Source organism: Salicibibacter cibarius (assembly GCF_016495725.1).
In the GTDB taxonomy this organism is placed as follows: Bacteria; Bacillota; Bacilli; order Bacillales; family Marinococcaceae; genus Salicibibacter; species Salicibibacter cibarius.
This window is the reverse complement of record NZ_CP054705.1, coordinates 4449549-4461906: the sequence shown is the minus strand read 5'-3', so window position 1 is coordinate 4461906 and position 12358 is coordinate 4449549. Positions and strand designations below refer to the sequence as shown.

Here is a 12358-nt window from a genome sequence, read left to right as displayed (position 1 = left end):
GATGGGCTATTACGATGAGCATTACAGGAATGAAAACAGCGAAAAGAATAAACGACGGCGCGGCATGGGATTATCAGGTTTTGTAGGTGCAATCATCGGTGCGCTCGCGGTGGTTGCCGCTCTTGTTCTTTTTCAAACGAATGATTTAACAGCCCCGGAGGAGCAAGGGGCAACAGATGATAACGACTTCTTTGCCGGAGATTCAGAACAAGTGAGTTTTGACATCAATACCGATGTGACCGAAGCGGTTGAGGGAGTCTCGAATGCCGTTGTCGGGGTCTTTAATATGCAAGAGGAAAGCTTTTGGAGCGGTGGCGGTGGACCGCAAGGAGAACCCGGAGGGGAAGGCGAAGGCATCGAAGCCGGCACCGGTTCCGGGGTCATTTATAAAGAGGAAAATAATCAGACGTTTATCGTAACGAATGAACACGTCATTCGGGGCTCTGACCAAGTAGAAATAAGCTTGAGCGAAGGGCAACGAGTCGGGGCCGAAGTAGTCGGAGAAGATGTGTGGACAGACCTTGCCATATTAAGTGTATCTACCGAAGACATTGAGGACGAGATTGAAACGGTGGCTGATTTTGGCGATTCTGATAATCTAAGTCCCGGAGAACCGGCGATTGCGATCGGAAACCCTTTGGGACCGGCGTTTGCCCGTACCGTTACCCAAGGGATTATCAGTGCAACGGACCGCTCCATACCGGTTGATTTGACCGGCGATGGCCAAATCGATTGGAATGCAGAAGTGATTCAGACAGATGCCGCCATTAATCAAGGCAATAGCGGCGGTCCGTTGTTAAATGCCCAAGGTCAAGTAATCGGCATTAATTCCATGGAAATTGCCCAAGGCGAAGGCATGGGCTTTGCGATTCCAACGTCTATTGTTTTGCCTGTCATTGAAGACATCGAGAATTTTGGTGAAGTTGAGCGACCTGAACTGGGGGTTGAAATGGGCTCCGTTAGTGATATTCCAAGTTACCATTGGCAAGAAACACTTAACTTGCCGGAAGATGTAACCTCCGGTGTTTTTGTCACGAACGTACTCCCGGGTTCATCAGCAGAAGGTGGCTTGCAGGAATATGATGTAATCGTTGCTATGGATGACCAAGAGATTGATTTTGCCCATGATCTCCGTATGTATCTCTATACGGAACTTGATGTCGGCGATGAAGTAACCGTATCTTTCTATCGTGATGGTGAATTGCAAGAGACGACGATCGAACTGGAAGAACAACAAGATAGCTTGTGATCAAAAGTAAACGTGGGAATCCTCGTTATAGGCGGGGATTCTTTTATTCACATTGGGAAACGAACGACTACCCAGTCGTGGAGAGGTTTTTGAAAGAAACCAACAAATTATTGTGAACATGTGGACAACTTTTGTGGATAAGGGGGCTTGCATGAACATTCAGTTGCTTGCGGTTGGAAAAATAAAGGAAAAATATTTGTTGGCAGGCATGGAAGAATACAAAAAACGATTAAAAAAGGACATAAAATTTTCAATGACGGAAGTGGCGGATGAACGTGCACCTGAACGTCTCAGCGAAAAACAAGCCATTCAAGTGATGAATAGAGAAGGGGAGCGCTTGTTGCAACACGTGAAGCCGAAAACATACATCATCGCATTGGATCGGAAAGGCAAAATGTTTCGTTCTGAAGAAATGGCCACGAAGATTGATCAGCTTGCTATACACGGACATAGCAGCTTCACGTTCATAATCGGGGGCTCTCTCGGCCTCGGCGATAATGTTTTGCAGAGAGCCGATCTACGCTGGTCATTTTCGTCACTGACGTTTCCTCATCAATTGATACGCTTAATGCTTATGGAACAAATTTATCGCTTTACACAAATTCAAAAAGGCACCCCTTATCATAAGTGAACTTCCATCAAACTCGTGTGCCAATGCCGGAACTGGTGCTTTATCCCAGAAACAGTTGGAGGGGGAACGGGCTGCTCCGAGAGGAACAAGAGAGAAGGAAAGTGATCCCGTCCCTCTCGGGGTGGGAAGCACACCCTTAGAGGGACGACAATGTGAACCCTGTCCCTCTCATTATGGGTATGGCCGAACAAAGGGAGAAAGAATTTCTGAGACAGATCACTGGTAGTGTGTTCCAGAAGTGCTTTCTCCGAAATGAATACACGTTAAATGGATCATTGGAAAGCAAATGTTTCACGTGGAACAATAGGAGGGCCAATACGATGAAGATCCCTTTGCACAATGACTGGAGACACCATCTCGAAGAGGAATTCCAAAAAGATTATTATCAACAACTGCGATCGTTTTTAAAGCAAGAATATAACAATCGCGCCATTTATCCGGATATGCACGACATTTTTAACGCGCTTCATTATACGTCCTATGAAAATGCGAAAGTGGTCATCCTCGGGCAAGATCCTTACCATGGCCCGATGCAAGCACATGGATTAAGCTTTTCCGTTCAACCGGGTGTTAAACTGCCTCCTTCGCTTCGTAATATTTTTCAGGAACTTGTGAACGATGTCGGTTGTGAAATGCCGGAAAACGGGGATTTGCGCGGATGGGCCAAGCAAGGAGTGTTGCTTCTCAACACAGTGTTAACCGTTCGTGCCGGGGAAGCGGCTTCCCATCAAGGCAAGGGATGGGAAATGTTTACAGATGAAGTGATCAGAAGTGTGAGCGCAAAACAAGATCCGGTCGTTTTTATTTTATGGGGCCGTCACGCTCAAGCGAAAGTCTCTTTCATCGAAAGCCAACATGCGGTCATACGATCGCCTCATCCCAGTCCCTTTTCTGCACATAAAGGCTTTTTTGGCAGCCGTCCGTTTTCTAAAACGAATGCGTTTTTGCAGCAAATGGACAGAGAGACGATCAATTGGTGTGAAACCGGTACTGATTAATTAAATCGCTTGTTTACGATGGCTATTTTCCGGGAAAAGCTATATACATCAATACTGGAGGTGAGACGATGATCAAAATCGATGATATGCAAATACCGGCTGAACGTTATAATGATATTGAAGAAGCCCGTGAAGCTTTACAAAAAGATGAGGTCATCGTAAAAGACAATGAAGGAATCTTATGGATTGTGGATAATGAAAATTATCCTAAAATCGAGGGTTTTGGATATGACCGCGTTGATCCAAGCCCATCAAACGAGTGAATCATAGATTGGTAACTCAAGGCCTTTATAAGGCCTTTTGTTATGGTAAAGCGGATAGGAGGAATTCGATGCACGTATCTGCAGAGTCGATTGTAGCGAAAATAAAGCAGGAAACGGCAAACCTTGAGCGTGCACTGGAGAAAGGGGAGGCGGAAAGGGAAATCCGCGAACATGCTCGTCTGATTCGTGCATTTAGTGAACTCTTGGAAGAAGGAGGCGGTGTCGCTTCCGGCAAAGCGGAATGGTCGGTTGCTGCCACAAAAGGAGAAGAAATCCAAGAGAAATCTCCGGTAACCATTCATCGGCCTCGAGAGGGGCACGAGGTTTCCGGGCGAGGAAATTTACTGGAATTTTAATTCGAACGACCGTTTGAAAGTGAGGTGAATAGAAATGGCGAAAACGTTATTGGCTATTGGAGCGGTTATGGGCGCGCTTGCAGTCGCTATCGGCGCCTTTGGTGCCCATGGCTTGGAAGGAAGAGTAAGTGAGCGCATGTTGGAAAATTATCAAACCGGTGTGCAATACCATATGTTTCACGCGCTGGGAATCATCGTTGTCGGTTTGACAGCGGCAGTCATCGGGGGCAGTGCACTTCTCGGATGGGCCGGTAGCTTGATGCTTTTTGGAATTATCGTTTTTTCCGGCAGTCTATATACAATGGCGCTTACCGGTATGACTTGGCTTGGCGCCATTACACCCATCGGAGGGGTTGCGTTTATCGCGGGCTGGATATTACTGATGATCACTGCATTTAAGCTATGATTCGGAGTTATTAGCTAAAAATCGCATCCATCCCCAATTGAAAAGCGATCCCGAGAATGATCGACCATAACGCGAGACTGATCGTCATCCAGATAAAGACGTACGTGCGATTTCCCCCAAAGGTGCAAGCCATTAGTGCCGTTAAATGGCTGCTGAGCAGGCCGGTGCCGATTACCGTAAGGCCGGGCAAGCCGTATTTATCCCAAAGCTTTTGCGCGCGTCGCCTCCGTTTGCTTGTAAATGATTCATCCCAATTCATCTCGGTTGTGTTTGCTTCCTCGGGGTTAGAAGTGCTTTCTCCATCTGTATCCGGAAGGCGCGTATGTTGTTTTTTTCTTTTTCTTAAGACTTCCCGTATTTTATCTACAAGTATGATGACCAGGAGCACGGTCACAAGATTGCCTAAAAAGCCTAAAAAGACAGTAGGCACGAGGGGGAGCCCTATAATTATCCCTAATGGAATAACGGTCATATATTCAATAAAGGGAACAGCCGCCCCCAAAAATACGAGAATGAAATAAGTCAAATAATCCATTATGGCCCCCTTATTGTTTGTGCTCTACTTTTCCAAGTAAAAAGGCGACGCAAAAGCCGATGACAAGCACGACGAGCGAAGCGATGAGTCCGCCAATGTCTGCAGGCATTCCCCGATAGATCACAAACACGGATCCTAAGACCATCCCCGTGACGACTGCATACGTTCCGACCGGAAATCGGTTTAAAAAGAAATGGACGATTTTACTCGTAATGAGCACACCAATCCCTATGCCGGCAATGAGTGTGAGCAATACCGGAAAATGAAAATGATCGAGCGCATCGATAATTGTCTCATAGTAACCAAACACCAACAGGATAAAAGATCCACTTAATCCGGGCAAGATCATTGCGGAACTCGCGACCCAGCCGAGAAAAAAGATGGCTAGATAGTCACTCGCGCTCATCGAACCAAGTATACTTGATTGAACAGGGTCCTGCATAATTCCAAATAGTGCAATCAGTAGAAGGGATAGGAGTAAAACGAAATAATGAATGCCGGAAAACGTTCGTTTATAATCAACTTTTTTCAGCAGAAAAGGGACAATGCCGATGATTAATCCGAGAAAAAAAAATGAAAGTTGATTCGGATAATAATCAAGTAACCAGCTGAGAACCTTGGCACTTGAAAATACGGCTATAAAAATACCGGTAACGAGCGGGATAAGAAAAGCCAAACTTTGTTTCCATTCCCTTGTGGATAAGCCATTAATAGCGGCAATTAAGCGCTCATAGATACCGATTACCACGGCAATCGTTCCGCTGCTTACGCCGGGAATCGTTTCAACGGTTCCCATAATCAACCCGCGCCAAAGATTGTGGACATCAATCTTTCCCATATGTATAGCTCCCCCTAACTCTTATCGTTATATCATGGGAGTTTTAAAAATTCCATAGAAAAATGGCGACACTTTAGAAAAAAAGCAGGTGCTGACTAACCCTCGGGGGTCAACACCTGCCCTTGAAACCGGCCCTATTCTTCAAAAAATGCGCGGTTTAATTCGATATATTGGGCTTCTTCTTCTGGTACCTCGTCGTCCGGATAAATGGCTTCCACCGGACATACGGGTTCGCATGCCCCGCAATCTATACAGATATCCGGATCAATGTAGAACATGTCCTTTCCTTCTTCGATGCAATCAACCGGACAAACTTCTACACAAGACCCGTTTTTTTCTTCAACACAGGGTGAAGTAATGACGAATGGCATCTGTATCTCACCTCCCTATTGTGATTATAACGGATAAATGAAGTGGAATAAAACACTTTATAGCAAAAATGCCTATATTGATAACCATCAATAAGACGTTGCTCCGTATTGTAACATATCTGTTTATCTAAAAGGGGAAAGAAATGTCAAAAATTAGCTGAAAACCTGCTGATGAAATTGCGAATAGTACAACCGTTGGTAGCGTCCGTTTTTTGCCAGTAAGTCCTGATGCGTTCCTTGTTCCGCCACTTGTCCGTCATCAAGGACGATAATATGGTGGGCATTTTGAATCGTAGAAAGCCGGTGGGCAATCACGAGAGCCGTGCGATTTTCCAACAATTGGTCCAAGCCTGCTTGAATCGTTTTTTCCGCTTCCGTATCCAGAGAAGAGGTGGCTTCATCAAGCAAAATAATTGCCGGGTCTTTTAAAAGGGCACGGGCGATGGAAATTCGTTGTTTTTGCCCGCCGGAAAGCTTGACACCTCTTTCGCCGACTGTGGTGTCATACCCGTCCGAAAGCTTATTAATAAATGTTTCCGCATCAGCGATACGTGCTACTTGTTGAACATCGGCTAGCGTTGCATCCGGCAAACCGTACGCAATATTATCACGAATGGAGCCGTTAAATAACACAACGTCTTGGCTGACAACGCCGATTTGAGAACGAAGGGATGAAAGCGTAACGGCATCGATACGCGTGCCATCGATGGTGATCGTGCCTGCAGTTGGATCGTAAAAACGACTGATCAATTGCGTTAAGGTCGTTTTTCCGGAACCCGAAGGTCCCACAATCGCGGTCGTTTTACCGGCTTGAAAATGGACATCGATATTTTTGATGACGGCTTCATCTTCGTAGGCAAAAGAAACGTGGTGGAACTTGACATCTCCATCACGAATGGAAAGAGTGCCCGCATTTTCCGGATTTTGAATGGACGGTTGTGTCTCCAAGATAGCCATAATGCGGTCATAGGCAGCGGCTGCCTGTTGAATGGTGTTCATTAATCGGCTGACCCGGCGGATTGGATTTTGCAAAAGACGCACATACACGATAAAGGTGGCGATCATTCCGACCGTCATTTCCCCGCCGATCGTTTGCCAAGCACCAAACACAACAACGATGGCCATCCCAAGATAATTGGTGAAATTGACGAGCGGACCGAATAAAGAAAAGTTTTTCGCTGCGTTGATGTTTGCTTTTCGGTTTGCTTCATTCCGGTTTGAAAATCGTTCTTCTTCATAGTGCTCCATGGCAAACGATTTGACGAGACGAATACCCGAGAATGTGTCTTGCAAATGATTATTCATTTCGGCAAGGCTCCCCTGGACCCACCAGTAAGCGGTACGAATACGTTTGGCAAAATAACGTGTCAAATAAAAAAGAAGGGGAAACGTTAACAAGATCAGAACGGCAAGCTGCCAGTTCACATAAAACATATAAGTAGAGATCGCGATGAAAATGAAGATATCGGTCAGTAAATTCAAGAGACCGGAAGCAAGCAATTGCTGCAACATATTCACGTCATTGGTCATCCGCGACATTAAATCTCCGGTGCGGTTATTGTCAAAAAAGGAAACATCGGCATGTTGCATATGGCTGTATAGTTCATTTCGGAGATCAAAAAGAGCCCGTTGGCCGACGATGGCCATGATATAACTTCCCGCGAATTGAAAACCAATAAGAAGGGCGGCCCCGCCAATAATGCCGGCAATGATCCAGACGAGCATGTCCAATTGTGCTCCGGGAATGACAACATCAATCGTATATTGGATAAACTGGGGGATTGCAAACTCAATTAAGGCGACGAACAGTACAGCAATGACAGCAATCAAAATCAGACGCCAATGCGGCCGGACTCGGGAAAACAAGTCCTTAAACATTTGGCGCACGCTTTGTTTCCGTGGTTTTGCATCCAAAGTGCTTTCGCGCATTGCCCTTCTCCTTCGATAAAAATAGGCACAGGAAGCGGCGATTTAGCCGTTTTTCCTTATTACACATTAGCTGAAAAGAAGTTTAACTGTCAAAAGAAAGAAAGCGGAAGCGGAATGTGACCATACCCAAAACTTCACACAACTTTTCTAATTAGCCTTTGCCTCCAATCGGAGAAAAATGCTCCTAGTATGTAAAAAGCGGCCGTTTTGGCCGCCTTAATCTTAACGGGGAGGGTATTGAGCTAGCTGCTGCCCAGCTTCTCCTTCATTGGCAAACGGATACTCGTAATCCAGAGGTTCATCGAACGTCACGTAATCGAGGTACACCATAAGCAGGAGATAACGTCTGCCGGTGTCATCATCGACGATAATGATATGGTCACGCCCGGCTGCCTCCAACCTGCCCTCAAACACTTGGGACTGTTGATTGCCGCCATTTCCAAACGTCATATACACTCTTGCATCCTTGCCCAAGTTTAAGCGTAAAATATTCTCGATGTACGATTGTTCAACCGGAAGCTCTCCCACTTGCTGCTGTTGCATTTGTTGATTCATTTGCTGTTGTTGCTGTTGGTTCATCTGCTCTTGTCGAAATCCGTCTTGGTCGAAAACAGGCATGCCATACTGTTGCGGATAATACGGATAGTACCCATACCAAGGGTTTACGTACATAGAACTTGCCTCCTTTTTAAGTTTCTTTTATACCATTTCCGGACATTCCTCGGGTAAAGGCTCATAAAAACAATGCAGTTTATAACGGCCGATGAGTGGTTGGCCAAACCAATCAGGGTCACAATCGCCGGGTGGTCGAAAAAACCAAAGAGACCGTTGAGCGGGATGGAAACGTTCGCCTTGAATAAGACGACGAGCAAGTTGGATTTCATGATCCCGTGCACGTTGATAGAAGGGACCTTTTTGAACGGCTTCAAACCCTCCCGGAGATTGAAAGGCCATCTGATCGATCGTACGGATATCTTCAAAATCCGAACAGTGAAAACGTACGCGGTTAACCATCGTAGTGCCTGCATTGAGCATTCCCAAATTACCCTCGCCTTCCGCTTCCGCTCGCATTAAGCGGGCGAGTACTTGCACATCCTGTTCAGTAGCCTTTATGACTGCCATACATGGCCACCCCCAAGTGGTGTCGTGTTTCCACTGCGCACTATTACACTATATGATTCAAGAAAGCATATATGTTTTATTTTTCGTTTAAAAGGCTAAACCCAAAACAGAGGTGATAGGTATGCCATGGAATATGAACGACTATCCAAGTTCCTGGAAAAACATGAATCAAGCCGTTCGAAAAAAGGCCATAGAAATCGGCAATGCCATGCTTGAGGATGGCCATGACGAAGGGAGGGCGATTCCGATTGCCACCGAACAAGCGAAGGAGTGGCATCAAAATGCCAGTGAGTCGGAAATTCAGCAGTTTTTGAAAAAAGACGATACGGCACCGGAAAATGATCGGTATAGCAGTCGTCCGGAATTGCTTGAACGCCCGCAATTTGTGACCCCGCATGTGAATGGGGGATGGGCCGTACAAGCGGAAGGTGCTCACCAACCATCGGAAGTGTATGAAAATAAAAAGGAAGCCATCACACGCGGCCGTGAAATTGCCCGAAACAAAGGCACTCAGTTAATTATCCACCGGGAAGATCAGAGCGTAGAAGAAAAATACAACTATGAACGGTGAGTTCTTAGATACATGGATAGGGTGTTGCACTTGGGTATTTCAAATAGGCAGCCGATTGCCCCGCCCTAAAACCTGATCGCGGTATGGGCTTTTGTGGTCATATTTTGAAGGCATTCTAAAGATTTAATCGCGACGTGGCGTTTTGTGATTGTATTTCACTCGCCGCTTCCAAATATGATCGCGACGTGGCGCATTGCGATTGTATTTCGCACGCCGCTTCCAAATACGATCGCAACGTGGCGTTTTGCGATTGTATTTCGCATGCCGTTTCCAAATATGATCGTGACGTGGCGCATTGCGATTGTATTTCGCACGCCGTTTCCAAATATGATCGCGACATGGCGTTTTGCGATTGTATTTCGCACGCCGCTTCCAAATATGATCGCGACATGGCGTTTTGCGATTGTATTTCACTCGTTGCTTCCAAATACGATCGCGACATGGCTCCTTGCAACCGTTTTTCACCCTTCATCCCACAATTCTTCGAATGTTAGGCAACCTCCACCCATTCTGATCAACTGCGACGTCTACTCCTCTCGACAAACCAAAACGAGCCTCCGCGCTGTACGCGGGAGGCTCGTGATTTTCTGCTGCCCAATATTAGGTTGTTACTTCCGCGCGTGCTTTTTCGGCGGCATTCACCATTTTTTTCAGCGCGGCAACAGTTTCTTCTTCATTGCGGGTTTTTAAGCCGCAATCCGGATTGACCCAGAAAAGGTCGGCAGGCAGGACGCTGAGCGCGCGACGTATGATGTGAAGCATTTCCTCTTCCGATGGGACTCGCGGGCTGTGAATGTCGTAAACCCCAAGGCCGATCCCTTTGTCATAAACATTGTCTTCGAATGTTTCCAGAATATCGCCTTGGCTTCTCGATGTTTCAATAGAGATGACATCGGCATCAAGGGCGCTGATCGCATCGATAATATCCTGAAATTCACTGTAGCACATATGGGTGTGAATTTGGGTTGTATTTTCCACATGGGAAGAGCTGAGTCTGAATGCTTGCACGGCCCATTCCAAATAGGTAGACCAATTTTCACGTTTAAGTGGCAGCCCCTCACGCAAGGCAGGTTCATCGATTTGAATCATTTCAATGCCGGCGTCCTCCAGGGCGCTAACTTCTTCTTTAATCGCCTCTGCAATTTGAAAAGCAACTTGTTGCTTCGGCAGATCGTCTCGTTCAAAGGACCAATTGAGAATCGTGACAGGTCCGGTAAGCATGCCTTTGACAGGTTTGTCCGTCAATGACTGGGCATAGACGGTTTCTTCCACGGTCATCGGTTCTGTGAAACGTACATCCCCGTAGATGATCGGAGGTTTCACCCCGCGAGAGCCGTAGGATTGTACCCAGGCGTTTTTTGTAAAAGCAAAGCCTTCCAGACGCTCGCCAAAGTATTCGACCATATCGTTTCGCTCAAATTCACCGTGGACGAGTACGTCTAAACCGATCTCTTCCTGGTGATCAATCCACGTCTTGATGTGGGATTGGATGGCGGATTGGTATTCCGAGCGTGTAAGCTCTCCTTTTTTTAAACGGGCGCGTAAGCGGCGAACGTCCCGAGTTTGCGGAAAGCTTCCGATCGTCGTCGTGGGAAGCTTCGGCAATGGCCATTTTTCCAATTGTTTTTTGCGGCGCTCTTCATAGCTTAGCGGGCGTCCAACGCCTTTTGAGGTCGCGGTATCCGGTTCTTCCTTGCGCCAACCCTTTGTTTTAAGCGCGGCAAAAATTTCTTCGTTGTCTTCCAATAATCGTTTCTCATTGGTTTCAGATTCCCCGAGACCCAATTGTTGCAACGTACGAAGCTCTTCCATTTTCTCGTCGGCAAATGAAAGGGCCTGTTTCAAGGTTTCATCAAGCGTCGGCTCATTTTCCACGGTCACCGGGGTATGTAGCAAGCTCGCGGATGTTTGAAGCCAAACCTTATCGTCGCCCACATATTTTTGAATTTCCTTTACGAGCACAAGCTTATCTTTAAGTTTTGCCTTCCAAATGTTGCGGCCGTCGATGACCCCTGCTCCGAGCACTTTATCTTCCGGAAAGCCGTGCGTTTGCAAGGCATGCAAGTTCTTGCCTTGATCGTGGACAAAGTCTAATCCGATGCCGGCAACCGGGAGTTCGATGACTTTTTCATAATGGCCGACAGCTTCAAAATACGTTTGTAATAAAACGTTAAGTTGCGGCACTTCTTTTTGCAACGTTTCATAGGTTTTGAGAATCAGTGGAAGGTCTTCTTCCGGAATCGTCGTGACAAGGGAAGGCTCGTCCACTTGTACCCATTGAACGCCTTCATCGTTCAGCGCTTGAAAAAGTTGAACATAAACGTCGGTTAATTGGCTGAGCAATTCGGGAAACGCGTCGTTCTTATAATGTTTTGCCAATTTCAGAAATGAATAAGGGCCGATGATGACCGGTTTTCCTTCTATCCCTAGTTCTTCTTTTGCTTCCTTGTAAGCATCGAGCAAGTAGTTTTCGGTTAATGTCGGTGTTTTGTTTCCGATTTCGGGCACGATGTAATGGTAATTCGTGTTGTACCATTTCGTCATTTCGGAGGCAGGTACGTCTTCATTTCCTCTGGCCATTGCGAAGTACGTCTCTAAAGAAACGTTTCCGCCGTCGTATTCAAAGCGATCCGGGACCAATCCGAACATGGCGGTGGCATCGAGAATATGATCATAATACGTAAAGTCGCCGACCGGGATCGTTTCGATGCCGGCGTCCTGTTGTTTTTTCAAGTGGTTTAAGCGAATATGTTTCATTTCGGCATGAAGGTCTTCGCTACTTAAATTTCCGGCCCAATGTGCCTCCAGCGCTTTTTTCCATTCCCGTTTCTCTCCAATACGGGGGTATCCCAACAAACTCGTTTTCAATCGTATCTCCTCCTGTACATGTAGTTAGCAAACTTGGCTTTTCGCCAAGTTTTTATGGCGAAAGCCTTAGTTTCACTTATGCAGGTAAGAAAGCTGATTTTCACTTTCTTACCTGCTAAAAAAGGATATTTTCACCTTCAATGGAAGGGGAAAATATCCATTGCTCAACCTTATCTTACTTACTGGAATACATTAAAAGATAAAAGAAGCGACAGCATTTG

General features: G+C 46.2%; 15 protein-coding genes. 7 read left to right on the top strand and 8 right to left on the bottom strand.

Annotated features, from left to right (window positions below; translation table 11 throughout):
* Window position 1 precedes the first annotated feature (1 nt).
* The 6 genes from HUG15_RS22490 to HUG15_RS22465 all read left to right on the top strand — a co-directional run bounded on the left by HUG15_RS22490 (window position 2) and on the right by HUG15_RS22465 (window position 3903).
* Window positions 2–1249, top strand: a complete 1248-nt coding sequence (locus tag HUG15_RS22490; protein ID WP_200129108.1) for a S1C family serine protease — start codon at window positions 2–4, stop codon at window positions 1247–1249.
* Window positions 1250–1400: 151 nt separating this feature from the next.
* Window positions 1401–1880, top strand: a complete 480-nt coding sequence (gene rlmH / locus HUG15_RS22485) for a 23S rRNA (pseudouridine(1915)-N(3))-methyltransferase RlmH (RefSeq protein ID WP_200126035.1) — start codon at window positions 1401–1403, stop codon at window positions 1878–1880.
* Window positions 1881–2200: 320 nt separating this feature from the next.
* A complete protein-coding gene (locus tag HUG15_RS22480; RefSeq protein WP_200126033.1) occupies window positions 2201–2878 on the top strand; it encodes a uracil-DNA glycosylase in 678 nt (225 codons plus the stop codon).
* A 68-nt stretch (window positions 2879–2946) separates the two neighbouring features.
* Window positions 2947–3141 carry a hypothetical protein gene (locus tag HUG15_RS22475; RefSeq protein WP_200126031.1) on the top strand — a complete coding sequence of 65 codons (195 nt, stop codon included), beginning with the start codon at window positions 2947–2949 and terminating at the stop codon, window positions 3139–3141.
* Window positions 3142–3209: 68 nt separating this feature from the next.
* Complete coding sequence (locus HUG15_RS22470) at window positions 3210–3497, top strand: DUF5327 family protein (protein WP_200126029.1); 288 nt, start codon at window positions 3210–3212, stop codon at window positions 3495–3497.
* Between the two features lie 34 nt (window positions 3498–3531).
* A complete protein-coding gene (locus HUG15_RS22465) occupies window positions 3532–3903 on the top strand; it encodes a DUF423 domain-containing protein (protein ID WP_200126027.1) in 372 nt (123 codons plus the stop codon).
* Between the two features lie 10 nt (window positions 3904–3913).
* Here HUG15_RS22465 and HUG15_RS22460 read toward each other — a convergent pair whose 3' ends face one another.
* The 6 genes from HUG15_RS22460 to HUG15_RS22435 form a co-directional block, all read right to left on the bottom strand.
* On the bottom strand, window positions 3914–4438 hold the full coding sequence (locus HUG15_RS22460) for a small multi-drug export protein (RefSeq protein WP_200126025.1): 525 nt from the start codon (window positions 4436–4438) through the stop codon (window positions 3914–3916).
* 10 nt (window positions 4439–4448) lie between these two features.
* Window positions 4449–5276, bottom strand: a complete 828-nt coding sequence (locus HUG15_RS22455; RefSeq protein WP_200126023.1) for a DUF368 domain-containing protein — start codon at window positions 5274–5276, stop codon at window positions 4449–4451.
* Between the two features lie 134 nt (window positions 5277–5410).
* Window positions 5411–5647: a ferredoxin family protein gene (locus HUG15_RS22450; RefSeq protein ID WP_200126021.1), complete on the bottom strand. Its 237-nt coding sequence runs from the start codon at window positions 5645–5647 to the stop codon at window positions 5411–5413.
* 153 nt (window positions 5648–5800) lie between these two features.
* On the bottom strand, window positions 5801–7576 hold the full coding sequence (locus HUG15_RS22445) for an ABC transporter ATP-binding protein (protein ID WP_200126019.1): 1776 nt from the start codon (window positions 7574–7576) through the stop codon (window positions 5801–5803).
* A 222-nt stretch (window positions 7577–7798) separates the two neighbouring features.
* Window positions 7799–8248 carry a spore coat protein GerQ gene (gene gerQ / locus HUG15_RS22440; protein ID WP_200126017.1) on the bottom strand — a complete coding sequence of 150 codons (450 nt, stop codon included), beginning with the start codon at window positions 8246–8248 and terminating at the stop codon, window positions 7799–7801.
* A gap of 27 nt (window positions 8249–8275) precedes the next feature.
* The gene (locus HUG15_RS22435; RefSeq protein WP_200126015.1) at window positions 8276–8698 is read right to left on the bottom strand and encodes a cell wall hydrolase; all 423 of its coding nucleotides are present in this window, start codon (window positions 8696–8698) and stop codon (window positions 8276–8278) included.
* Window positions 8699–8819: 121 nt separating this feature from the next.
* On the opposite strand from HUG15_RS22435, the gene HUG15_RS22430 reads away from it, so the two are divergent.
* The gene (locus tag HUG15_RS22430) at window positions 8820–9269 is read left to right on the top strand and encodes a DUF2188 domain-containing protein (protein ID WP_200126013.1); all 450 of its coding nucleotides are present in this window, start codon (window positions 8820–8822) and stop codon (window positions 9267–9269) included.
* 155 nt (window positions 9270–9424) lie between these two features.
* Here the strand turns inward: HUG15_RS22430 and HUG15_RS22425 are convergent, their stop codons facing one another.
* Window positions 9425–9634, bottom strand: coding sequence for a hypothetical protein (locus tag HUG15_RS22425; protein WP_200126011.1), 210 nt, complete (start codon window positions 9632–9634; stop codon window positions 9425–9427).
* A gap of 235 nt (window positions 9635–9869) precedes the next feature.
* Window positions 9870–12137 carry a 5-methyltetrahydropteroyltriglutamate--homocysteine S-methyltransferase gene (gene metE / locus HUG15_RS22420; RefSeq protein ID WP_281393574.1) on the bottom strand — a complete coding sequence of 756 codons (2268 nt, stop codon included), beginning with the start codon at window positions 12135–12137 and terminating at the stop codon, window positions 9870–9872.
* Window positions 12138–12358: the final 221 nt, after the last annotated feature.

Excerpts from the sequence above, each read along its gene's own strand:
- HUG15_RS22450 (WP_200126021.1), bottom strand. The coding sequence starts at position 5,647 with ATGCCATTCGTCATTACTTCACCCTGTGTTGAAGAAAAAAACGGGTCT.
- HUG15_RS22470 (WP_200126029.1), top strand. The coding sequence starts at position 3,210 with ATGCACGTATCTGCAGAGTCGATTGTAGCGAAAATAAAGCAGGAAACG.
- HUG15_RS22435 (WP_200126015.1), bottom strand. The coding sequence starts at position 8,698 with ATGGCAGTCATAAAGGCTACTGAACAGGATGTGCAAGTACTCGCCCGC.
- HUG15_RS22490 (WP_200129108.1), top strand. The coding sequence starts at position 2 with ATGGGCTATTACGATGAGCATTACAGGAATGAAAACAGCGAAAAGAAT.
- HUG15_RS22455 (WP_200126023.1), bottom strand. The coding sequence starts at position 5,276 with ATGGGAAAGATTGATGTCCACAATCTTTGGCGCGGGTTGATTATGGGA.
- HUG15_RS22475 (WP_200126031.1), top strand. The coding sequence starts at position 2,947 with ATGATCAAAATCGATGATATGCAAATACCGGCTGAACGTTATAATGAT.
- HUG15_RS22445 (WP_200126019.1), bottom strand. The coding sequence starts at position 7,576 with ATGCGCGAAAGCACTTTGGATGCAAAACCACGGAAACAAAGCGTGCGC.
- HUG15_RS22460 (WP_200126025.1), bottom strand. The coding sequence starts at position 4,438 with ATGGATTATTTGACTTATTTCATTCTCGTATTTTTGGGGGCGGCTGTT.
- rlmH (WP_200126035.1), top strand. The coding sequence starts at position 1,401 with ATGAACATTCAGTTGCTTGCGGTTGGAAAAATAAAGGAAAAATATTTG.
- gerQ (WP_200126017.1), bottom strand. The coding sequence starts at position 8,248 with ATGTACGTAAACCCTTGGTATGGGTACTATCCGTATTATCCGCAACAG.
- HUG15_RS22480 (WP_200126033.1), top strand. The coding sequence starts at position 2,201 with ATGAAGATCCCTTTGCACAATGACTGGAGACACCATCTCGAAGAGGAA.
- HUG15_RS22430 (WP_200126013.1), top strand. The coding sequence starts at position 8,820 with ATGCCATGGAATATGAACGACTATCCAAGTTCCTGGAAAAACATGAAT.
- HUG15_RS22465 (WP_200126027.1), top strand. The coding sequence starts at position 3,532 with ATGGCGAAAACGTTATTGGCTATTGGAGCGGTTATGGGCGCGCTTGCA.